Source organism: Klebsiella sp. MISC125 (assembly GCF_051131775.1).
Classification (GTDB): domain Bacteria; phylum Pseudomonadota; class Gammaproteobacteria; order Enterobacterales; family Enterobacteriaceae; genus Klebsiella.
The window spans coordinates 734,942-757,525 of sequence record NZ_CP180448.1 but is presented as its reverse complement, the minus strand read 5'-3'; the positions used below and the strand labels follow the sequence as shown (position 1 = coordinate 757,525).

Here is a 22,584-nt window from a genome sequence, read left to right as displayed (position 1 = left end):
ATAAACGTCAATAAATAAATTACCATCAAAGGAGTAAACAGCCCGCCAGGGCGCGCCAGATCTGGCCTCTCTCACAGAAATAAATGCCCACACAAACTTTCCCACTTTTGTGATGTCACTCACCTTTTGAAGTTGTATGACAAGTTATCTTGCTGCCGTCGAAACATATAAACCGACGGAATGCATTACCGACGAATTATCACGTCGGATTTACCGGTATGGACACCGAATTAGACATAACAGTTAATGGCAAGGTTCGGGCCATACGAGGTTTCCTCTCCTGAACCCTCCGTTTCACCTTCTTCGCCGCAGTTACAGGGCTGGAAGATAGCCGCACCCGCTGCGGATATATAACAAACGATGAGGTTTACATGCGTAAAATTAAAGGGTTACGTTGGTACATGATCGCGCTGGTGACGTTAGGCACCGTGCTCGGGTACCTGACGCGTAACACTGTGGCGGCAGCTGCGCCAACTCTGATGGAAGAGTTACACATCTCCACCCAACAGTATTCCTATATCATCGCGGCCTATTCCGCTGCTTATACCGTCATGCAGCCGGTTGCCGGCTACGTGCTGGACGTTTTGGGTACCAAAATCGGCTATGCCTTCTTTGCTGTTGCCTGGGCAGTCTTCTGCGGCTCCACGGCGCTGGCGGGAAGCTGGGGCGGCCTGGCGCTGGCGCGTGGCGCAGTAGGTGCCGCTGAAGCCGCGATGATCCCCGCAGGTCTGAAGGCCAGCTCTGAATGGTTCCCGGCAAAAGAGCGTTCAATCGCCGTCGGCTACTTCAACGTTGGCTCTTCTATCGGTGCAATGATCGCGCCGCCGCTGGTGGTATGGGCTATCGTAATGCACAGTTGGCAGATGGCGTTTATTATCTCCGGCGTCCTGAGCTTTGCCTGGGCAATGGCCTGGCTGGTTTTCTACAAACACCCGCGCGATCAGAAAAAATTAACCGAAGAAGAACGCGAATATATTATTGGTGGCCAGGAGTCTCAGCATCAGACCAATAACGGCAAGAAAATGTCCCCGTGGCAGATTCTGCGCAACCGTCAGTTCTGGGGTATCGCCCTGCCGCGCTTCCTTGCAGAACCTGCATGGGGGACCTTCAACGCGTGGATCCCGCTGTTCATGTTTAAAGTTTACGGCTTTAACCTGAAAGAGATCGCCATGTTTGCGTGGATGCCGATGCTGTTTGCCGACCTCGGGTGCATCATTGGGGGTTACCTGCCGCCGCTGTTCCAGCGCTGGTTTGGCGTTAACCTGATCGTTTCGCGTAAAATGGTGGTCACCATGGGTGCGCTGCTGATGATTGGCCCAGGGATGATCGGTCTGTTCACCAGCCCATTCGTGGCTATCGCCCTACTGTGCGTTGGCGGTTTTGCTCACCAGGCGCTGTCCGGTGCGCTGATCACGCTCTCTTCCGACGTATTTGGTCGTAACGAAGTGGCAACAGCAAACGGCCTGACCGGTATGGCCGCATGGCTGGCCAGTACTATGTTTGCCCTGGTCGTCGGTGCACTGGCCGATACTATCGGCTTCAGCCCCCTGTTCGCCGTGCTGGCGATATTCGATCTGCTGGGTGCCGTGGTTATCTGGACGGTCTTGAAAAATAAATCAGCCGATGACGATCCCACACCGTTAAACACCAGTAAACCGGCAACGCAAAGCTAGAGTCAGCCAGGTTAATTAGGACATGAAAGCCGCCGGTATAAAGGCGGCTTTTTCGTCTCTTCTGGTGGTGAGAAGCGCGTAAAAGTGGTATAACAAATCCAATATTGTCGCCATCTCCCGGGAGCGAATATGGAAATCACTGAACCGCGTCGTTTGTATCAGCAGCTTGCCGCCGAGTTGAAGACGCGTATTGAACAAGGTGTCTACCTTGTGGGCGATAAACTGCCCGCAGAGCGGTTTATTGCTGATGAAAAAAGCGTTAGCCGCACCGTGGTTCGCGAAGCCATTATTATGCTGGAAGTGGAAGGCTACGTTGAAGTCCGTAAGGGGTCAGGCATTCACGTTATTGCTAACCAACCGAAGCATCAGCAAATTCCTGATGAGTCGCTGGAGTTCGCCAGCTACGGCCCGTTTGAGCTGCTGCAAGCCCGTCAGCTCATTGAAAGTAATATCGCCGAGTTCGCTGCCACTCAGGTGACCAAGCAAGACATCATGAAACTGATGGAAATCCAGGAGAAAGCGCGTAAAGAAAAATGCTTCCGCGACTCCGAGTGGGATCTTCAGTTTCACGTTCAGGTGGCTCTGGCGACGCAAAACACCGCCTTAGCCGCTATCGTTGAAAAGATGTGGACCCAGCGTGTGCATAACCCGTACTGGAAAAAGCTGCACGACCACATCGACCTGCGCACCGTCGATAACTGGTGCGACGATCATGACCAAATCCTCAAAGCGCTTATCCGCAAGGATCCACACGCGGCAAAACTGGCCATGTGGCAGCATCTGGAAAACACCAAGCTCATGCTGTTTAACGAAACCAGCGATGACTTCGAATTCAATGCGGACCGCTATCTGTTTGCTGATAATCCGGTCGTTCATCTCGATACCGCCACCAACGGCGTAAAATAGGCCATTATCTTCTTCCCGGGCAGCCATTGCGCCGCTGCCCGCAAACCCCACAGGGTAAGCAAAACATATATAGTGTCAGCCTGTGTAAATACTCTCGCCTCCCTCCTTCGCAATCAGCAAAATCAATATGCAACAAACAGCAATTTCTATGACGTAAAGTCAGCTGGTTTGTTACAATTAGATGCATTTTGTCGTTCTGAGAGTTAGCTTTTGCTTACTTCACTTTTAAACAGGGATCCGTTCAGAGCGCAGCAGCGACCATAATCCAATAAGAAGCCATGTCGCCATGCATACACCGCGTTCAGACGTGCCGTTAACCGATGTACCAGGAATCGTGAATGGAACTATTAACCCAATTGTTGAATGCATTGTGGGCTCAGGATTACGAAACACTCGCTAATCCGTCCATGATTGGCATGCTGTATTTCGTCTTATTTATGATTTTGTTCCTTGAGAACGGTTTGCTACCTGCCGCCTTTTTACCGGGAGACAGCCTGCTCGTGCTGGTCGGCGTGTTGATTGCTAAGGGCGCGATGGGCTTTCCTGAAACGCTGTTGCTCCTCACCGCTGCGGCAAGTCTCGGCTGCTGGCTAAGCTACATTCAGGGTCGCTGGTTGGGCAATACGCGAATCGTACAAAACTGGCTTTCGCACCTGCCCTCACACTACCACCAGCGCGCGCATCACCTGTTCCATAAACACGGGCTTTCTGCGTTGCTGATAGGCCGTTTTATCGCCTTCGTTCGCACGCTGCTGCCAACCATTGCCGGGCTATCGGGCCTGAGCAGCGCACGCTTCCAGTTCTTTAACTGGATGAGCGGTCTGCTGTGGGTTTTGATTCTCACCTCGCTGGGATATCTGCTGGGGAAAACGCCGGTATTCCTGAAGTATGAAGATCAGCTGATGTCCTGCCTGATGCTGCTGCCCGTCGCGCTGCTGGTGTTTGGTTTGATTGGCTCGCTGGTTGTCCTGTGGAAGAAAAAACACAGAAGCCGGAGCTGATGATGGTGATTAAACGTCCTTCACTGCGTCACATAAGCTGGGTGCTGGGCGGCTCGTTACTCCTGTGCGGTCTGTTCTGGCTCTGGCTGACCGTGCAACAGCAGGAATCCACGCTGGCAATCCGCCCGGTCAGTCAGGGAATCAGTATGCCGGATGGTTTTTCCGTCTGGCATCATCTCGACGCCAACGGCATCCGTTTTAAAAGCATTACGCCGCAAAATGATGGCCTGTTAATCAAGTTTGACTCCAACGCCCAGGGCATAGCGGCCAAAGAAGTGCTGGGCCGCGCTCTGCCGCATGGCTATATTATTGCCTTGCTGGACGATGATAATTCGCCGACGGCCTGGATTTCACGCCTGCGCGATACCCCGCATAGATTCGGATAAGCAACGAAAATTCCGAATATTTTCACCCGGTTTGGTGATTCTCCGTTTTACTTACTATGCTTAAGTTCGCGGGGGTGACCAGACCCACGTTAATCAACTGGATCGGGTATAGTCGTTAGATATGCCCTCACACAATGGAAGGTAGCATCCATGAAACACCGCATCGCTTTGATCCTGGTACTGACTTCACTTAGCACCAGCGCCTTTGCCATCTCCCCTTGTCAGGAAAAAGAGCAGGACATCCAGCGGGAGATTAGCTACGCAGAAAAACATCATAATCAGAACCGTATTGATGGTTTGAATCGGGCGCTTAGTGAAGTCAGAGCAAACTGCAGCGACAGTAAGCTCAAAGCTGAACACCAGCAAAAAATCGCCAAACAGCAAGCAGAGATAGCCGAACGGCAGAACGATCTGCGCGAAGCCGAACAGAAAGGCGATGCTGACAAAATCAGCAAACGCCAGCATAAACTTGATGAAGCGCAGCAAGAGCTGAAAACGCTGCAATCTCGCGAGTATTAATCGGTTTAAGTAAGACCAATATGGACCACTTTAACAGGAGATAAACATGGCTAAAGATAACGTTGCAGAAGACCTGCGTGCGGAACTGAAAACGCTGGCTGATACCCTGGAAGAAGTGCTGAACTCCTCCACGGATAAATCGAAAGAAGAGATTGGTAAGCTGCGTAGCAAAGCCGAAAGCGCGCTGAAAGAGAGCCGCGTTCGTCTGGGAGAAACCAGCGACGCCATTGTGAAGCAAACGCGCGAAACCGCTGCTCGCGCCGATGAATACGTCCGCGAAAATCCGTGGACCGGCGTCGGAATTGGCGCAGCAGTCGGATTGGTGCTGGGTGTTCTGCTGACGCGCCGCTGATTATGGCAAACTCTCAACACACGCAGGGGCCGGGGCAAAGCGTTTTCGGCATTGGTCAGCGGATAGTTACCCTGCTGGTCGAAATGGTGGAAACGCGCCTGCGCCTGGTGGTCGTGGAGCTGGAAGAGGAGAAAGCGAATCTCTTTCAGCTGTTTCTGATGCTAGGGCTGACGTTGCTATTTGCTGCATTCGGGTTGATGAGCCTGTTGGTCCTCATTATCTGGGCCGTCGATGCGCAATATCGCCTGAACGTGATGATAGCCACCACCGTGACCCTGCTGCTGGCGGCGCTTATTGGCGGTATCTGGACGCTTAGTAAGGCCCGACGTTCGACGTTTCTGCGCCTTACGCGTCAGGAACTGGCTAACGACAGGTCCTTACTGGAGGACGATAAGCCATGAGCCGCGACCAACAGGAACGTGAACGACAAAAAGCACGTCTGCTGCGTCTAATCCAACAGCAACGGCTGGATCTCAACGCCAGCCGTCGCGACTGGCTGGAAGCAACCGCGCCAATAGATCGCGGCTGGCATACCCTACTTAACTTGCGTTCATGGGCGATGGTCGGCAGTGGACTCGTCGCGGTGTGGTCTGTCCGCCACCCGCGCTTTTTACTCCGTTGGACGAAACGCAGTTTTGGCCTCTGGAGCACCTGGCGCATGGCGCGTAGCCTGCTGCGTCAGCAATCAACACGCTGAGGCACATCTGTGCCTCTTCTTATTTAACGTCCCCCACCGAACACCATTATCCAGACCGCTCAGTTGGCCCTTCTATTCATTTGCTTTATCAATGGTTACTCAGAATCTTTGAAGTAGATCTACAGTTTTCCTTGCTAACAATTACGTCACAGCCTCGCTAATATTCACTCCATCGACAGCAACCCCGCGTCATACGCAGGATTGCACCAAAAAACAAAATCGCCGCCCTTTGGGTTTTATGGAGTAAGAAATGAAAAAATTAGAAGATGTTGGTGTACTGGTAGCACGCATTCTGATGCCAATTCTGTTTATCACCGCAGGTTGGGGAAAAATCACTGGTTATGCGGGTACCCAACAATATATGGAAGCGATGGGCGTCCCTGGGTTTATGCTGCCGCTGGTTATTCTGCTTGAATTTGGCGGCGGTCTGGCAATCCTGTTCGGTTTCCTGACTCGCACTACCGCGCTGTTCACCGCAGGCTTCACCGTACTGACCGCGTTCCTGTTCCACAGCAACTTTGCTGAAGGCGTGAACTCGCTGATGTTCATGAAAAACCTGACCATCGCTGGCGGTTTCCTGCTGCTGGGTATCACCGGTCCGGGCGCATTCAGTATCGACCGCGTGCTGAATAAAAAGTGGTAAGCGCACTATACTGATTAAAAAAAGCGAGGGGACATCTCCTCGCTTTTGCTATCTGAGGGAGGAAATGATGGGACAATTAATTGACGGCGTCTGGCACGATACCTGGTATGACACCCAATCCACCGGAGGGCGGTTCAAGCGTTCTGTTTCTGCCTTTCGCAACTGGCTAACCGCCGACGGCGCACCAGGTCCGGGTGGTGAACCGGGATTTCCGGCGGAAAAAGACCGCTATCATCTGTACGTTTCTCTTGCCTGTCCATGGGCACATCGCACCTTAATTCTGCGCAAGCTGAAAGGGTTAGAGCCGTTTATTTCCGTCTCAGTGGTCAACCCTTTAATGTTCGAGAACGGCTGGACGTTCGACAATAGCTTTCCGGCGGCCACTGGCGATACCCTCTATCAGCACGAATTTCTTTATCAGCTTTACCTGCATGCCGATCCGCAATACAGCGGGCGCGTTACGGTGCCGGTGTTGTGGGATAAAAAACAGCACACCATCGTCAGTAACGAGTCGGCTGAAATCATCCGCATGTTCAACTCCGCTTTCGATGGGCTCGGTGCTCGTGCCGGAGATTACTATCCACCTGAGCTGCGTGAACAAATTGATGAGCTGAACGGCTGGATCTACGACAACGTTAACAACGGCGTTTATAAAGCCGGATTCGCCACCAGCCAGCAGGCCTACGACGAAGCGGTCGATGCGGTATTTACCTCGCTGGAGCGCCTTGAGCAAATCCTGGGACAGCACCGCTTCCTGACGGGTAACCAGTTAACCGAGGCAGATATTCGCCTGTGGACTACACTAGTTCGCTTCGACCCGGTGTATGTGACCCATTTTAAATGCGATAAACACCGCATCAGCGATTATCTCAATCTTTATGGCTTCCTGCGCGATATCTACCAGATGCCAGGCATTGCCGAAACGGTAGATTTTGCCCATATTCGCAACCACTACTACCGTAGCCATAAAACGATCAACCCAACCGGGATTATCTCCATTGGGCCACAGCAAGATCTCAGCGAGCCGCACGGCCGCGATCTTCGCTTCCGCTAAGATATTGGGCGCTATTTACAGCGCCCAATAATTCACTCGGCAAATATTTGCCAACATTTCATTCGCGTCTATTCTTATTTCGATCGCTTTAAAAACAAGTGATTGACGGTTAATTGAGGCGTAGAAATGGACTGGTATCTTAAAGTATTACAAAACTATCTTGGATTTGGCGGCCGTGCCCGGCGCAAAGAGTACTGGATGTTTATTCTGGTCAACATCATCCTGACTGGCGTACTCAGCATCATTGATAAGATGCTCGGTTGGCAGCGCGCGGGAGGAGAAGGCATCCTGACAACTATCTATGCCATACTGGTATTTTTACCGTGGTGGGCGGTGCAGTTTCGTCGTTTGCACGACACCGACCGTTCAGCATGGTGGCTGTTATTACTGCTGATTCCTGTTATCGGCTGGCTGGTGATCATTATCTTTAATTGCCAGAACGGTACTCCTGGCAATAACCGCTTCGGGCCGGACCCAAAACTAACCTCATACTAAACAATGCGCCCCTTGCCAAAAAGGGGCGCACGTTGCTCTATCTATTCATAAACAGCTTCGGGATCTCGCGCAGACACCATGACTTCGCTTCCCCCATGCTATCGCGGCGCCAGGCCATAATGATATCAACCTCATTACTGTATTCCGGGCTGACCACCCGTAAACGACCTTCGGCAATATCCTGCTCAACGAGCGGATAAGGCATTGTCGCCACGCCCAGTCCTGCCAATAGCGCCTGACGTTTATCTTCAATCGTACTGACGGTTAATCGCGGCTGTTTGTCGAGCAGCTGCACCGTCAATACCGGGCGTTCGCGAGCGGTATCGGCCACCGCTACGCCGCGATACTTCACGCGCGTAACTTCAGAAAGCGGCTCTGGCTCTTGATGAATCGGATGATCCGGCGCGGCAACATAGACGCTTGTCACCGAGTAAAGCTTGCGGGAATTAATTTCTGACGATGAGCGAAAATGCATATCCGGCGCAACGACAATATCCGCCCGACCCTGCTCGAGGCGCTCCCACGCACCGGCCAGCACTTCAGTAATGATCGACAGCTGAGTATTAGATTTGGTCGCCAGCTTTTCAATCAGTGGGAATAGATTGGTGGTTGGCACCAGCGCTTCGGTAACAAGAGTCAGATGCGTTTCCCAACCGCGCGACAGGGCTTCAGCGTCGGTCGTCAACTTATCCGCCGCTTCCAGCAGAACCCGTCCACGCTCCAGCAGCATTCGCCCAACGTTGGTGAATTTTGTTCGATGTCCTGAGCGGTCAAACAGCACGACATCAAGCTCCTCCTCCAGCTTTTGCATGGTATAGCTCAGCGCCGAAGGAACACGACCGAGCTCATCAGCCGCAGCGGCAAAGCTTCCGCGTCGGTCAATCGCATCCATAACGCGCAACGCTTCCAGCGTTAGTGCTCTCTCTTTGGCCATCATTCTCTCATTCAGGAAATTTGAACATACCGGGCAGAATATCTGGCTAACAATACAGCGTCCATACCTTTACCATTGATTTAGTGTAAAGAGAGGTCAAGAAAATGATTACTACCCGAACAGCCAAACAATGCGGTCAAGCTGACTTCGGCTGGCTGCAGGCCCGCTACACCTTTTCCTTTGGCCACTACTTCGACCCGAAACTGCTAGGCTACGCGTCTCTGCGCGTGCTCAACCAGGAAGTGCTGGCGCCCGGAGCCTCGTTCCAGCCGCGTACCTACCCGAAGGTCGATATTCTGAACCTGATACTGGAAGGGGAAGCGGAGTACCGCGACAGTGACGGCAACCATATCCAGGCGAAAGCGGGAGAGGCACTGCTGATTTCGACTCAACCCGGCGTCAGCTATAGCGAGCACAACCTGAGTAAAGAGGGTTCGTTGACGCGAATGCAGCTGTGGCTGGATGCTTGTCCGCAGCATGAAAATCCACTAGTCCAGAAAATAGCGATCGCCGCCGGGCCGCAACAACTGCTGGCCTCGCCGGACGGAAGCCAAAATAGTCTCCAGTTGCGCCAGCAGGTATGGATTCACCATATCGAACTGGCAAAAGGCGAGCAGCTCAGCGTCCAGCTTCACGGCCCACGCGCCTATCTGCAGTCGATTCACGGGACGGTGCATGCTCTTGTGCAAGAAGAAGAAAAACAGGCCCTGACCTGCGGTGACGGCGCGTTTATTCGTGACGAAGCTAACATTACCCTCGTCGCCGATACGCCGTTACGCGCTTTGCTGATAGATTTACCTGTGTAACAACGGCAGTAAGGGAGTTTGCCTGTGAGCAAGAAGAAAGCAAAAAAAGCAGCGATATTAGTGCAACAGCCGCAACCGGAAGTTATGGTCGCAGTCAGTTTTGGCTATGAAGAGATGTTAAGTGAACTGGAAGCTATCGTCGCGGAAGCGGAGATACGGATTCAAGACGAAGAGAGCCTCGCCTGACGTAAAAACATCGGCCCCAGAACGGGGCCGATTGATTTACTCGCTCAGTTCCTGGGCTAAATCTTTTTGCACCTGCTTGCGCTGCTCTGGCGTTAATACCTGGTTCACACCAAAATAGTATTTCACACGATAGTAGCGAACCTGCTGTTCTACTTTGCTAAATGCCGCCAACTGATCTTTAACCGCTTTTTCATTCCATTTGCCGGAATCGATCACATCAAACAGTACGCCGTCTTTAATATCTTTCTGGGAAATCTGCTGAACATTTTTTTCCAATTGCTGATGCAGACTCTTAATTTTCGTTACCTGATCGTTGGTCAGCTTTAAATGTTGAACAATCGGATCCTGTGCTGGGGCTGGGGCAGCCTTAACATCAGCAGCCTGAGCCGCTATAGAGAATCCGCTAGCCAGAACAGCGGTGAACACGATACGGGTCATTAATTTCATTGCTTTATCCTGAAGGGTAATTGCCAGAAAGGGCGGCTTATTATTTTTCAGAAGCAGATGTGGAAATGTAAGAAATAGTACGTAGAGATGTAGTTAAAGATCAGGAAATATAATTAATAGAAATGCATTAAATTAAATAATTAATTTAATGCATATAAAATACCTGACCTTATGAGAGAAGGTTGGTGTTAATGACAAACCTGCCTTGCGCATTGTGCCCGCATTCTTGTCAGGTGGCGGCTGGCGCCTTACCTGACCTACAAAACCATCGGGCGATTCCAGCAGAACCAGAAAGCAAAAACCCCGCCATTTCTGACGAGGGTTTTCTGAAAAGTTGAAGCTGAGCGTTAAGCCGCTTTCTTTATCGGTATAGCGTCGTGGACAGTCATTCATCTGCCCTTTTGATCCACCTGCGCCAGAAAGCAAAAACCCCGCCATTTCTGACGGGGTTTTGTTGAATGAGGAAGCTGACCGTTAAGCCGGGTTCTGTCGTGGACAGTCATTCATCTAGGCCAGCAATCGCTCACTGGCTCAAGCAGCCTACCCGGGTTCAGTACGGGCCGTACCTTGTGAACCCCTATTTGGCCTTGCTCCGGGTGGAGTTTACCGTGCCACGAACTGTTACCAGCCGCGCGGTGCGCTCTTACCGCACCCTTTCACCCTTACCTGATCCCACTTGCGTGGGCCATCGGCGGTTTGCTCTCTGTTGCACTGGTCGTAGGCTTGCGCCTCCCAGGCGTTACCTGGCACCCTGCCCTATGGAGCCCGGACTTTCCTCCCCTCCGCCCGTCTCCCCCGAAGAGGACGACGACGAAGCGGCGACTGTCTGGTCAGCTTCGGCGCGAAGTATAGAGGGTTTACCGCCGGTTGTCATCCTTCCGTCGCCATCCCGACCTGCAATGTCGCCGCAATATTCCGCGACGCATGATAAATATTGTCTGCTGCGCCGCGAAACGCCTCTTCCAGAGTGGTCACGCTGGTCAGTACGCTAAACACCGCATCAATACCATACTGATGAACCACACCCACGTCGCGGGTCAAGCTACCGGCAATACCGATCACCGGCTTATGATACTTTTTCGCCACGCTAGCCACGCCCACTGGCACTTTACCGTTAATGCTTTGACTATCCAGCCGACCTTCACCGGTTACCACCAGCGAGCAATCGAGGATATGCTCTTCCAGATTCAGCGCCTGGGTTACAATTTCGATTCCGCTGCGCAATTCAGCATTGAGAAACGCCATCAACGCTGCGCCCATGCCGCCTGCCGCTCCCGCACCAGCAACCTGCTTAACATCAACATGCAGGTCGGCCAGAATAATATCGGCGTAATGCTCAAGATTGCTATCCAGCGTGCGGATCATGGCTTCGGTGGCCCCCTTTTGCGGGCCAAAAATCCGTGAAGCGCCAGTATCGCCGATCAGCGGGTTGGTCACGTCGCAAGCAACGCGGATAACACAATCGCGCAATCGCGCATCAAGACCAGAGATATCAATCGAATTCAGGCTACACAGGCTACCGCCACCGTTGCCGATCTCCACGCCATTTGCGTCGCAAAGACGTGCGCCCAGCGCCTGTACCATCCCCGCGCCACCATCATTGGTGGCGCTGCCGCCGATACCAATAATGATATTTTTCGCCCCGCTTTCCAGCGCCTGCAAAATCAGCTCACCGGTACCACGCGACGTAGTTAATAACGGATTGCGCTGGGCGGGAGGTACCAGCCCTAGCCCACTGGCCGCCGCCATTTCGATAAATGCGGTTTTGCCATCGCCGGAAAGTCCCCAGCAGGCATCAACCGGAACACCCAGCGGCCCCGTCACACAGGCACTCATCTCGGTTCCCTGCGTCGCGGCAATCATCGCCTCAACGGTACCTTCTCCACCATCGGCGAGAGGAACCTTCACGTAGAGCGCATCGGGGAAAATTTCCCGAAAACCTTTTTCTATAGCCTGTGCCACCTCAGTGGCCGAGAGGCTTTCTTTATAAGAGTCTGGGGCGATTACGATTTTCATAGTTATGTAGCCTGACAGTGCCGCGCAAGGCAAGAATTACAGGGCGCGCATCCGCGCCCTTCTTGTTAGCGAGTGACTTCCACTTTCGCCAGTTTTTCGTAGTAGCATGCGATAGCGCTATGGTCGGCGGTACCCAGACCGTCGGCACGCAGCGCCTGCATCATCTCCATCACCGCAGCGGTCAGCGGCAGCTGTGCGCCGACGCCGTGAGAGGTATCCAGCGCGTTCGCCAGATCTTTGATATGCAGATCGATACGGAAGCCCGGCTTGAAGTTACGGTCCATCACCATTGGCGCTTTCGCATCCAGCACGGTGCTACCGGCCAGTCCACCGCGGATGGCCTGATACACCAGATCCGGGTTCACGCCCGCTTTGGTCGCCAGAGTCAGCGCTTCAGACATAGCGGCAATGTTCAGCGCCACAATGACCTGGTTAGCCAGTTTGGTTACGTTACCTGCGCCGATATCACCGGTATGTACTACGGAGCCGGCCATCGCTTTCAGCAGATCGTAATATTTGTCGAAAATCGCTTTATCGCCGCCAACCATCACCGACAGGGTGCCGTCGATGGCCTTCGGTTCACCGCCGCTGACCGGCGCATCCAGCATATCCACGCCTTTCGCTTTCAGCGCTTCGCTGATTTCGCGGCTTGCCAGAGGCGCGATGGAGCTCATATCGATCAGAACGGTACCCGGCTTCGCGCCTTCAATGATGCCGCCTTCGCCCAACGCCACCTCTTTCACATGCGGAGAGTTCGGCAGCATGGTGATGATCACATCACACTGTTCAGCAATGGCTTTCGCCGACGTGGCGGTTTCCGCGCCTGCGGCAATCACTTCTGCAATCGCATCCGGGTTACGGTCAGCAACCACCAACGAGTAACCTGCCTTGAGGAGGTTTTTACTCATTGGTTTACCCATGATACCAAGGCCAATAAAACCAACTTTCATTGTCATGTCTTTATCTCTCTAGTTTCGGTGGTGGTTATTTCTTAAAGGAATCAGCTAATTTCTGCGTGCCCGAACGGAATACGCCCAGGTCGCTGCCGACGGCGACAAAGGTTGCTCCCCATTCCAGATAACGACGCGCATCCGCTTCAACCGGCGCCAGAATGCCGCTTGGCTTACCGTGCTTTTTCGCGACCGCAAAGATGTGCTGGATAGCTTTTTGTACTTCCGGGTGGGAAGCATTGCCCAGATGGCCTAACGCGGCGGCCAAATCGCTTGGGCCGACAAAAATACCGTCGACGCCTGGGGTTGCAGCGATCGCATCGACGTTATCCACGCCTTGCTGACTTTCGATCTGCACCAGGATGGTGATGTTTTTGTTCGACTGCGCGAAGTAATCCGGCACGGTGCCAAACATATTGGCGCGGTGTGATACGGAGACGCCGCGAATGCCTTCTGGCGGATAACGCGTAGAAGCTACGGCATTGACTGCTTCTTCTTCCGTCTCTACAAACGGAATCAGGAAGTTATAGAAACCAATGTCCAACAGGCGCTTAATAACCACCGGCTCATTGGTCGGTACGCGCACAACTGGCGCACTAGTGCTGCCTTTCAGCGCCATCAGCTGTGGGATAAAGGTTGAGATATCGTTCGGCGCATGTTCGCCGTCCAGCACCAGCCAGTCAAAGCCAGCCAAACCTAAAACTTCAGTGCTGATAGGGCTTGCGAGCGCGGACCAGCAGCCGATCTGAACTTGATGCGCCGCCAGGGCCGCCTTAAATTTGTTCGGGAAGATATCGTTATTCATCGCTTATACCTTGTCACTTAACCGTTAATTATTTCTGCAGTTCCAGACGTTTGATGTCACCGACCACGAACAGGTAGCAAATCATCATCATCAGCGCGGAACAGCCTACAAAAATCAGTGCGCCATTAAAGGAGTGCAGCTCACTTACGATATAGCCGATCACCAGCGGGGTGACGATAGAGGCTACGTTACCGAAGACGTTAAACAACCCGCCGCACAGCCCAACAATTTCTTTCGGTGCCACGTCGGAGATAACCGGCCAACCCAGAGCACCAAAACCTTTACCGAAGAATGCCAGCGCCATCAGCGCCACCACCAGCACCGTGCTATCGGTGTAGTTACACAGAATAATCGTCGATGCCAGCAGCATACCCAGAACAATAGGTAGCTTACGTGCAAAGGTCAGCGTGCAACCGCGGCGAATCAAGTAGTCAGAGAACAGCCCACCCAGCACGCCACCGGCAAAACCGCACAGTGCCGGAATGGAAGCCACCATCCCCACTTTCAGAATCGACATCCCCTTATCTTGCACCAGGTAAATAGGGAACCAGGTGAGGAAGAACCAGGTAATAGTGTTTAAGAAGTACTGACCAAAAAAGATACCTAGCATCATTCGGCTGCTGAGCAACTGCTTGATGTAATCCAGTTTTGGACCTTTTGCAGCAGAGTCACCCGGCTTTTTATGGTCCATATCGACCACGGCACCGTTATCCGCAATAAATTTCAGTTCTTCTTTCGTCATCCGCGGATGGTCGGTTGGGTTGTGAACGAACTTAACCCACAGACCGGTCAGGACAAAACCAATCACACCCATGACGGTAAACACATGTTCCCAGCCCCAGGCAAAAGTCAGCCAGCCCAGCAACGGAGAGAACAGCGCCAGAGAAAAATATTGCGCGGAGTTAAAGATAGCGGATGCGGTACCGCGCTCTTTGGTCGGGAACCAGGCCGCAACGATACGGGCGTTTGCCGGGAAAGAAGGTGCTTCCGAGAAGCCCAGCATAAAACGCATGATAAACATTGAGACACCAGCCCAGGCTAGCGGGAATACATCCACAAAGCCTTGCAGGAAGGTAAACAGCGACCAGAAGAACAGGCTGTAGGTGTAGACCTTCTTCGAGCCAAATTTGTCCAGCAGCCAGCCGCCAGGAATTTGCATCAGCAAATAGGCCCAACCGAAAGCGGAGAAAATATAACCCATTGAGATTGCACTCAGGTGCAACTCTTTCGCCACTTCGGTACCGGCAATAGATAGCGTCGCACGGTCTGCATAGTTAATGGCAGTAACAATAAATATTATCAACAGAATTAAATATCGGGTTGGCATACCCTTTTTCTGCTCTATTGCAGCATCCACACTCATTTTATATTCCTCAGGTACGACACACCTTCCATCATTTATTACTGGTGTGATTTTAGTTATTTATAAATCGATCTTAGACACTGTCGATTTACTTATCCGACGCATTGCAAGCATGACTCAGTATAATCAGCTCACGGTATTTGATCACTGTGCATAAACCCCACAAAGAGATAACAAAAACCATTATAATTGTGCAAATGCAACAATCAGTGGGCGCTAATGCACAGTTCCAGTGATTTCCTTCTATACCTGACTCCCTCACGCAAAAATGAGTGATTTAGATCACATTTTTAAATCTAAACACCTGACATTCTTAATTCCACAAATCTGAGCATCAGAAATTGAATAACCGTTTTATTTTATTATTCGCACCTTGCTGGAGAATACTGGACAATGGCTGACATTGAAATTAGACAAGAATCGCCGACGGCGTTTTATATAAAAGTACACGAAACGGATAATGTGGCGATTATTGTTAACGATCGAGGTTTAACGGCCGGAACGCGTTTCCCTGATGGACTCACGCTCGTTGAACATATCCCGCAAGGCCATAAGGTCGCGTTGGTCGATATTCCCGCACACGGTGAAATCATCCGCTATGGCGAAGTGATTGGCTACGCGGTACGTGATATCGCGCAGGGTAGCTGGATTGATGAATCGCTGGTCGAGCTGCCGGAAGCGCCACCGCTCAACACCCTGCCGCTGGCGACCAAAGTTCCCGAGCCGCTGCCGCCGCTGGAAGGCTACACCTTCGAAGGGTATCGCAACGCAGACGGTAGCGTGGGGAGCAAAAACCTGCTCGGCATTAGCACCAGCGTGCACTGCGTGGCGGGCGTTGTAGATTACGTGGTTAAAATTATCGAACGCGATCTGCTGCCGAAATATCCCAACGTTGATGGCGTAGTCGGCCTGAATCACCTTTACGGCTGCGGCGTGGCGATTAACGCCCCGGCGGCGGTCGTGCCTATCCGTACCATTCACAACCTTGCGCTTAACCCGAATTTCGGCGGCGAAGTGATGGTAATTGGCCTCGGCTGTGAAAAACTTCAGCCAGAGCGTCTGCTGGAAGGTACCGATGATGTGAAAAGCATCCCGGTGGATAGCGCCAGTATCGTTAGCCTGCAAGACGAAAAGCACGTCGGTTTTAAATCGATGGTCGACGATATTCTGCAAGTTGCCGAGCGTCATCTGGAGAAACTGAACCAGCGCCAACGTGAAACCTGCCCGGCCTCCGAGCTGGTGGTCGGTATGCAGTGCGGCGGCAGCGATGCGTTTTCTGGCGTGACCGCCAACCCGGCAGTGGGCTATGCGTCCGACCTGCTGGTGCGCTGCGGCGCAACCGTGATGTTCTCCGAAGTGACCGAAGTGCGCGATGCAATCCATCTGCTGACGCCACGCGCCATCAACGAAGAAGTGGGTAAACGTCTGCTGGAAGAGATGGCCTGGTACGATAACTATCTCGATATGGGCAAAACCGACCGCAGCGCCAACCCTTCCCCAGGCAACAAGAAAGGCGGCCTGGCAAACGTGGTGGAAAAGGCGCTCGGTTCTATCGCTAAATCCGGTAAGAGCGCGATTGCCGAAGTACTTTCCCCGGGACAGCGTCCAACCAAACGCGGCCTGATTTACGCCGCAACGCCAGCCAGTGATTTTGTCTGCGGTACCCAGCAGGTGGCCTCTGGGATCACCGTGCAGGTGTTTACCACCGGTCGCGGGACGCCGTATGGCCTGGTAGCGGTGCCGGTCATTAAGATGGCAACGCGTACCGAACTGGCGAATCGTTGGTTTGACTTAATGGATATCAACGCCGGAACGATTGCGACCGGTGAAGAGACCATCGAAGAGGTGGGGCTGAAGCTGTTCGAGTTTATTCTTGATGTCGCCAGCGGCCGCAAGAAAACCTTCTCGGATCAGTGGGGATTACATAATCAGCTGGCGGTGTTTAACCCAGCGCCGGTGACGTGATCCGTTAACATCATTTATCCCGCTCGTTATTGCCTCGAGCGGGATAACTCATTCTCATCTCTGTTCGTTAAGAAACGCCTCTATCTGCGCCTTCGTCGAAGTCCCTTCCATCGGCCCACGCTGGGTAATCGCCAGAGAACCGCTGGCATTAGCCCATCTCAACGCTTCCTGCGGCGATGCGCCTGACAGAAACAGACTGACAAAGGTTGCACCGAAACAGTCACCCGCTCCCGTAGGATCCACAACTGGCACATTAAAACCGGTAACATGATGCGTTTCCTGAGCACTGAAATAGCTGGCTCCCCGAGGCCCACGTTTAATGACAACATGCTTAACACCGCGTTTGAGCAACTTATCAACCAGTACTTGCTCATCACGCCCCGGATTAAGGCCAAAGTAATTCAACTCACCATCGCTTGGCAGGAAAATATCCGTGTAATCGAGAATATATTCAAAGGCCTGCGACATTTCAGGAATATTGAGCATCTCTTTACGAATATTCGGATCGAACGAAACCGTGCCGTTGCGCGCTTTGATATTTTCAATCGCCTTACGCATCGCATCGATCATGCGAAACGAAAACAGCGAGGAGCCCATAATGTGAAAATGATTGCACTGATTAAGCAGGCTTTCGTCAATATGATCGGCAGTCAACAGACCGCAGGCACTGTTCGGCATATTAAAAATAAAATCGCGCTGTGCCTGACTCCGATAGCTTACAAAAGCACTGCCAGTAGTCGCTTTTTGCAGTATGGCGATACCGTTGACATTAACGCCATCGGCATCCAGTCGCGCGATATTCATTTCCCCAAACGCATCATTGCCGACGCAGCTAAAAAGCACCGAACCAAAACCCAACTTTGCCACCTGATCGGCAAAAATTGCCGGTGCACCGCTGGGATATGGCCCCCAAAACTCTCCCGGGCGAGAAAAGCCCTGGTTCTCTTCTTTTGCCAGAAACTCCACCAGTAGTTCGCCGATGGTGCAAATGGTCACGTTCATCATCGCTCCTTTACTTTGCTTTTTGCAAAGCAGGGTTGAGCCATGTCAGGCACTCATTATTGGTATAGCTGTTAGTCAGCCCTGCGGCGAGTAGACGAGCATGATATTCCGCAGCAACAACCTGCGGCGTCACCACGCAACTCATCTGCTGCAAATGACCAATCTCATACCGCTTGTCGCCGTATACTGGGCGATTAGCGATTACTGCAATCACTCGATCACTTTGGGTAATCGCCTCATTCAACAGTCGGGCGCTGGCCTCTTGCCTGACGCTCAAGATGCCATCCTCGGCAATCTGATCAACAGCGATAAGCGCTCGCGAAGGGCGATAATGTCCCAGAGCGTTAAGCGCCAAATCACCCTCAACAATTTTTCCGTTATTCCCCAGTACACCGCCGAGTAATACGGTTTCACCATTAAGGAATTCTTGAGCTAGCGGGACATGCGACAAATCGTTAAGTAGCAGACAAAGCTCATCGTAACCAGCAAGGAAAGGGATCACTTTACGCAAAATCGAGCCCTGTCCCAAAAATAACGTTTCACTATTCTCTATTTGCGCTGCAACCTGGCGAGCCATTTCGGTTTCCAGCGCTTTGTCTATCGCAACCGAAGACTCCCGAACCAATGCCACCGGGGCCCCCGACTGGGCGGTGTAAATTGCACCACCAAAAGAGCGCTTAAGATAGCCCTGCTGCTCCAGGTAATTCAGGTCATTGCGAATCGTCACTCCGGAAACGGCCAGCATTTCAGCCAAATCATCGACTTTAATCTCCCCGTTTTTGCGTACGATCTCCGCGATGTCCAAGCGCCTTTTTAGCAGGCTGGTTGACGGTTTTGCCACGGTATTGCGCCTTCTTATTATCTCCCAGAATAACTTTCATTTTTAAATTTCCCCGCCACATTGTCAAACTTCATGCCACTGACAAAAAACATAAAATTCACTAAAAACAATAGATTCATACGATTAACGTTAAGTTTAGTTCATAAAATACCTTTAAAAAAGAAACCACACAACAATGATTAACTTTCATTTTTAAAACAAAATAGCGTTTGTGTGCGATGGATCACAACATGAGTGGAAGACGATCGTTACATTACTTTCAAAATGAAGGATAAAGATCACCACAAACTTACGATTTAAAAAATGAGGAGTACGAATGTACATTATCTCTAGTAAAAATATGCTGTTGAAAGCCCAGCGTCTCGGTTACGCCGTTCCTGCCTTTAATATCCACAATCTGGAAACGATGCAGGTCGTAGTAGAAACTGCAGCCGAACTGCGCTCTCCGCTGATCCTTGCAGGTACCCCGGGAACTTACAGCTATGCAGGAACCGGTAACGTGGTGGCGATCGCTCGCGATCTGGCTAAGATTTGGGATCTCCCGCTAGCGGTACACCTCGATCACCATGAAGACCTGACCGATATCACGCGTAAGGTACAGGCCGGTATCCGTTCGGTCATGATTGACGGTTCGCACTCTCCTTTTGAAGAAAACGTCGCATTAGTCAAGAGCGTGGTTGAACTGAGCCATCGTTATGATGCCAGCGTTGAAGCCGAACTGGGTCGTCTTGGTGGTGTGGAAGACGATCTGGTCGTCGATGCAAAAGATGCACTGTATACCAACCCGGAGCAGGCTCGCGAATTTGTCACTCGCACCGGCATCGACTCGCTGGCTGTAGCCATTGGTACGGCGCACGGCATGTATGCCGCGGAACCGAAGCTTGATTTTGACCGTCTCGCCGCCATTCGCGATCGCGTTGACGTGCCGCTGGTACTGCATGGCGCATCAGGTCTTCCGGATAGTGACATCCGCCGGGCAATTTCTCTGGGCGTATGCAAAGTCAACGTCGCCACCGAGCTGAAAATCGCCTTCTCCGACGCTCTGAAACAGTACTTCGATGAAAATCCAGACGCTAACGATCCGCGCCATTACATGAAACCTGCAAAAGCAGCGATGAAAGATGTGGTACGCAAAGTCATTCACGTTTGCGGCTGTGAAGGGCAACTGTAATTTCCGGATCGAAGGAGCAATGTCGTGATCCATACCCTGACACTCAACACTGCGATCGATATGAATATCTTTTGCGATCCGCTGAAGCCTTCGGCAGTGAACCGAACCCGGCATACTGAATATTGCCCAAACGGTAAAGGAGTTAACGTCTCGCTGATATTAAATCACTATCAGCAACCCACTCACGTTATGGGCATATTCGGTGGTTTCACTGGCCGTTATATTGTGGAAGAGTTACGTCAGCAGAAAATTAAAGTCACGCCAGCATGGGTCTCTGAGCCAACCAGAATTAATATTTTCATTAATGATGGCACCGATGAGTATAAGCTGGTGAATCCTGGGGCAAAAATTGATGATGATTGTAAGCAGCAGGTTATTCATCACCTGGAATGCGTTTCCGCTGGGGATTATTTAGTCATTAGCGGCAGCCTGCCTCCAGGAATTGAAAGCCGGTTTTATGGCGAGATTATTGAATTATGCCAGCAGAAAGGCTGCGAAATTATTCTCGATATCAGCCATCCGGTCCTGCGCCAGTTGCTGGAATTACGGCCGTTGCTGATCAAGCCTAACGATGACGAGCTGCGGGAAATATTCAGTCTCGATGTCAGTAACCACCAGCAGGTGCTTGAGGCAATGCATACGCTGCACCAGCTCGGCGCTCGCAACGTGCTGTTAACGATGGGCGCCGAGGGTCTCTACTTTTCTGATGGTGAAAGCGTGTGGTTCTGCTCCGCACCCAAAATAGACCTGGTCAGCTCCGCCTGTGCCGGTGATGCCGCACTAGGCGCTTTTCTCAGTAAATGGCTTAACGAAGAAGACGTCACTCACGCCCTGGCATTAGCCAGCGCCACCGGCGCTGACGTTGCTGGTTCCGCCGGATTAGGAAAATTACAACGCACAGAAGAATTATTACAGCAGATTCAAGTCGTCCAATTATAAAGGTCCGATTATGAAAAAAATTATTGCAGTTACCGGCTGCCCTACCGGTATTGCGCATACTTTTATGGCTGAAGAAGCCTTAAAAACTGCAGCAAAGAAATTAAATGTCGAAATTAAAGTAGAAACAAACGGCGCTTCCGGCGTTGAAAATGTCATTACGCCAGAAGATCTAAAAGATATTTATGGTGTTATTATTGCTGCTGATAAAGATGTTAATGCCGAGAGATTTAATGGGCTACCAGTAATTGAAGTTCCGGTTAAAGAAGCCATTCATCATCCGGCCGATTTAATTAACAAAGTTATCAGCGGCCAGGCGACGCGTCGTCAGGGTATTTCCTCCACACAAGAATCAACGGAGAAATACGAGCAGGAATCATTCGGTCGCCAGGTATATAAGCACCTGATGAGCGGCGTTTCTAACATGCTGCCGTTTGTTGTCGCCGGGGGGATCCTGATTGCTATCTCCTTCCTGTGGGGCATCTACTCCGCAGACCCGAATTCACCGCAATACAACGTTATCGCCGCCACGCTGATGAAAGTAGGCCAGCAGGCCTTCTCGATCATGGTGCCAATTTTCACCGCGTATATCGCCTGGTCTATTTCCGGACGTCCCGGGATGGTGGCTGGCTTCGTCGGCGGACTGCTGGCCAACGCGACCGGCGCAGGCTTTCTCGGCGGGATCATCGCTGGTTTCGCCGCCGGTTACTTTATGCTGCTCATCCGCAATATGCTCAACGGCCTGCCGCGCCAGTATGAGGGGCTGAAGTCGATCTTTATTATGCCGCTGGTCGGCGTGCTAGTGATTGGCGTGATGATGGTGCTGCTGGGGCAACCTGTCGCCGCTATCAATAACGCGATGATGAACTGGCTAAGCTCATTACAGGAAGCAAACCCGATTCTGCTGGGTATTGTGGTCGGCGCGATGTGCTCCTTCGACTTTGGCGGTCCGGTAAATAAAGCGGCCTACGTCACCGGGACGCTGCTGCTTGGACAGGGCAACTACTTCTTTATGGCCGGGGTTTCCGCCGCCTGTATCACGCCGCCGCTAGTTATCGCTCTGGCGACAACCTTCTTCCCGAAAGGCTTCAGCGAAGAAGAGCGCGCCGCCGGGATGGTCAACTATATCCTCGGCTGCACCCACATTACCGAAGGCGCTATTCCCTTCGCCGCCAAAGACCCTTTGCGTGTCATCCCGATGATGATGATCGCCTCATCTATCTCTGCAGTTCTCAGCTATAGCTTGCATATTCAGGTCCCTGCTCCGCACGGCGGCTTCCTGATCCTGCCGCTGGTGAGTAAACCCCTGATGTGGGTACTGTGTATTCTCGCCGGTTCCGCCTGCGGCGCGGTCATGCTGGGATGCTGGAGGCTTTGGCAGAAACGCACCCAGGAAGCGACGGCGCTTGCCGGTGCCATTAAATAAGGAGCTTTTT

26 protein-coding genes and 1 other RNA gene are annotated in these 22,584 nt (G+C 52.0%); 17 read left to right on the top strand and 10 right to left on the bottom strand.

From position 1 onward, the window contains the following. The first annotated feature begins 371 nt into the window (after positions 1-371). The 11 genes from ACMYSL_RS03665 to ACMYSL_RS03615 all read left to right on the top strand — a co-directional run bounded on the left by ACMYSL_RS03665 (position 372) and on the right by ACMYSL_RS03615 (position 7,726). Complete coding sequence (locus tag ACMYSL_RS03665) at positions 372-1,673, top strand: MFS transporter (protein ID WP_110272942.1); 1,302 nt, start codon at positions 372-374, stop codon at positions 1,671-1,673. A 129-nt stretch (positions 1,674-1,802) separates the two neighbouring features. Next, positions 1,803-2,579 (top strand): transcriptional regulator ExuR, encoded by a 777-nt coding sequence (exuR, locus tag ACMYSL_RS03660; protein WP_110272941.1) that lies wholly within the window; start codon positions 1,803-1,805, stop codon positions 2,577-2,579. A gap of 338 nt (positions 2,580-2,917) precedes the next feature. Beyond that, complete coding sequence (yqjA, locus tag ACMYSL_RS03655) at positions 2,918-3,580, top strand: DedA family general envelope maintenance protein YqjA (protein ID WP_110272940.1); 663 nt, start codon at positions 2,918-2,920, stop codon at positions 3,578-3,580. Positions 3,581-3,588: 8 nt separating this feature from the next. After that, entirely contained in the window at positions 3,589-3,966 is a 378-nt protein-coding gene (mzrA, locus tag ACMYSL_RS03650; RefSeq protein WP_181421753.1) for an EnvZ/OmpR regulon moderator MzrA, read from the top strand. 150 nt (positions 3,967-4,116) lie between these two features. Further along, positions 4,117-4,485, top strand: a complete 369-nt coding sequence (locus ACMYSL_RS03645; protein WP_181484767.1) for a DUF1090 domain-containing protein — start codon at positions 4,117-4,119, stop codon at positions 4,483-4,485. A gap of 46 nt (positions 4,486-4,531) precedes the next feature. Beyond that, positions 4,532-4,837, top strand: a complete 306-nt coding sequence (locus ACMYSL_RS03640) for a DUF883 family protein (RefSeq protein ID WP_004125506.1) — start codon at positions 4,532-4,534, stop codon at positions 4,835-4,837. A 2-nt stretch (positions 4,838-4,839) separates the two neighbouring features. After that, positions 4,840-5,238, top strand: a complete 399-nt coding sequence (locus tag ACMYSL_RS03635) for a phage holin family protein (protein ID WP_112213622.1) — start codon at positions 4,840-4,842, stop codon at positions 5,236-5,238. Beyond that, positions 5,235-5,534 (top strand): YqjK-like family protein, encoded by a 300-nt coding sequence (locus ACMYSL_RS03630; RefSeq protein WP_304253721.1) that lies wholly within the window; start codon positions 5,235-5,237, stop codon positions 5,532-5,534. The genes ACMYSL_RS03635 and ACMYSL_RS03630 overlap by 4 nt, the downstream gene beginning before the upstream one ends. Positions 5,535-5,784: 250 nt before the next feature. Beyond that, entirely contained in the window at positions 5,785-6,177 is a 393-nt protein-coding gene (locus ACMYSL_RS03625; RefSeq protein ID WP_110272936.1) for a DoxX family protein, read from the top strand. A 67-nt stretch (positions 6,178-6,244) separates the two neighbouring features. Beyond that, positions 6,245-7,231: a glutathione S-transferase family protein gene (locus ACMYSL_RS03620; protein ID WP_434663935.1), complete on the top strand. Its 987-nt coding sequence runs from the start codon at positions 6,245-6,247 to the stop codon at positions 7,229-7,231. Positions 7,232-7,357: 126 nt separating this feature from the next. Continuing rightward, the gene (locus tag ACMYSL_RS03615) at positions 7,358-7,726 is read left to right on the top strand and encodes a DUF805 domain-containing protein (protein WP_434661383.1); all 369 of its coding nucleotides are present in this window, start codon (positions 7,358-7,360) and stop codon (positions 7,724-7,726) included. Positions 7,727-7,763: 37 nt separating this feature from the next. Here ACMYSL_RS03615 and ACMYSL_RS03610 read toward each other — a convergent pair whose 3' ends face one another. Continuing rightward, a complete protein-coding gene (locus ACMYSL_RS03610; protein ID WP_110272932.1) occupies positions 7,764-8,660 on the bottom strand; it encodes a LysR family transcriptional regulator in 897 nt (298 codons plus the stop codon). 104 nt (positions 8,661-8,764) lie between these two features. Here ACMYSL_RS03610 and ACMYSL_RS03605 point away from each other — a divergent pair, with 104 nt between their 5' ends. Beyond that, a complete protein-coding gene (locus ACMYSL_RS03605; protein ID WP_182235026.1) occupies positions 8,765-9,466 on the top strand; it encodes a pirin family protein in 702 nt (233 codons plus the stop codon). A 24-nt stretch (positions 9,467-9,490) separates the two neighbouring features. Continuing rightward, positions 9,491-9,652, top strand: coding sequence for a hypothetical protein (locus ACMYSL_RS03600; protein WP_182235027.1), 162 nt, complete (start codon positions 9,491-9,493; stop codon positions 9,650-9,652). A 36-nt stretch (positions 9,653-9,688) separates the two neighbouring features. On the opposite strand, the gene ACMYSL_RS03595 is transcribed toward ACMYSL_RS03600, so the two are convergent. The 7 genes from ACMYSL_RS03595 to ACMYSL_RS03565 form a co-directional block, all read right to left on the bottom strand. Next, the gene (locus ACMYSL_RS03595) at positions 9,689-10,099 is read right to left on the bottom strand and encodes a Spy/CpxP family protein refolding chaperone (RefSeq protein WP_434661382.1); all 411 of its coding nucleotides are present in this window, start codon (positions 10,097-10,099) and stop codon (positions 9,689-9,691) included. Between the two features lie 132 nt (positions 10,100-10,231). Further along, positions 10,232-10,525: a hypothetical protein gene (locus ACMYSL_RS03590; protein ID WP_434661380.1), complete on the bottom strand. Its 294-nt coding sequence runs from the start codon at positions 10,523-10,525 to the stop codon at positions 10,232-10,234. A gap of 33 nt (positions 10,526-10,558) precedes the next feature. Beyond that, positions 10,559-10,937, bottom strand: an RNA gene (rnpB, locus tag ACMYSL_RS03585) — RNase P RNA component class A. 32 nt (positions 10,938-10,969) lie between these two features. Next, positions 10,970-12,115, bottom strand: a complete 1,146-nt coding sequence (garK, locus tag ACMYSL_RS03580; RefSeq protein ID WP_304253724.1) for a glycerate 2-kinase — start codon at positions 12,113-12,115, stop codon at positions 10,970-10,972. Between the two features lie 65 nt (positions 12,116-12,180). Continuing rightward, positions 12,181-13,071, bottom strand: a complete 891-nt coding sequence (gene garR / locus ACMYSL_RS03575; RefSeq protein ID WP_112213614.1) for a 2-hydroxy-3-oxopropionate reductase — start codon at positions 13,069-13,071, stop codon at positions 12,181-12,183. Between the two features lie 28 nt (positions 13,072-13,099). Beyond that, entirely contained in the window at positions 13,100-13,870 is a 771-nt protein-coding gene (gene garL / locus ACMYSL_RS03570; protein ID WP_112213613.1) for a 2-dehydro-3-deoxyglucarate aldolase, read from the bottom strand. A gap of 28 nt (positions 13,871-13,898) precedes the next feature. Next, positions 13,899-15,233 (bottom strand): MFS transporter, encoded by a 1,335-nt coding sequence (locus ACMYSL_RS03565; RefSeq protein ID WP_434661378.1) that lies wholly within the window; start codon positions 15,231-15,233, stop codon positions 13,899-13,901. A gap of 393 nt (positions 15,234-15,626) precedes the next feature. Between ACMYSL_RS03565 and garD the strand changes: the two genes are divergently transcribed. Beyond that, entirely contained in the window at positions 15,627-17,198 is a 1,572-nt protein-coding gene (garD, locus tag ACMYSL_RS03560; protein ID WP_110272925.1) for a galactarate dehydratase, read from the top strand. A 54-nt stretch (positions 17,199-17,252) separates the two neighbouring features. Here the strand turns inward: garD and ACMYSL_RS03555 are convergent, their stop codons facing one another. Then, positions 17,253-18,200 carry a sugar kinase gene (locus tag ACMYSL_RS03555; protein WP_304261133.1) on the bottom strand — a complete coding sequence of 316 codons (948 nt, stop codon included), beginning with the start codon at positions 18,198-18,200 and terminating at the stop codon, positions 17,253-17,255. 10 nt (positions 18,201-18,210) lie between these two features. Continuing rightward, positions 18,211-19,005 (bottom strand): DeoR/GlpR family DNA-binding transcription regulator, encoded by a 795-nt coding sequence (locus ACMYSL_RS03550; protein ID WP_434663933.1) that lies wholly within the window; start codon positions 19,003-19,005, stop codon positions 18,211-18,213. A 352-nt stretch (positions 19,006-19,357) separates the two neighbouring features. Between ACMYSL_RS03550 and ACMYSL_RS03545 the strand changes: the two genes are divergently transcribed. From ACMYSL_RS03545 to ACMYSL_RS03535, 3 genes are read left to right on the top strand one after another with little or no spacing between them, the layout of a single operon-like run. Continuing rightward, positions 19,358-20,212, top strand: coding sequence for a tagatose bisphosphate family class II aldolase (locus ACMYSL_RS03545; protein ID WP_112213609.1), 855 nt, complete (start codon positions 19,358-19,360; stop codon positions 20,210-20,212). A 24-nt stretch (positions 20,213-20,236) separates the two neighbouring features. After that, entirely contained in the window at positions 20,237-21,151 is a 915-nt protein-coding gene (gene pfkB, locus ACMYSL_RS03540) for a 1-phosphofructokinase (protein WP_434661376.1), read from the top strand. 10 nt (positions 21,152-21,161) lie between these two features. Next, positions 21,162-22,574 (top strand): PTS fructose transporter subunit IIC, encoded by a 1,413-nt coding sequence (locus ACMYSL_RS03535; protein WP_434661375.1) that lies wholly within the window; start codon positions 21,162-21,164, stop codon positions 22,572-22,574. Positions 22,575-22,584: the final 10 nt, after the last annotated feature.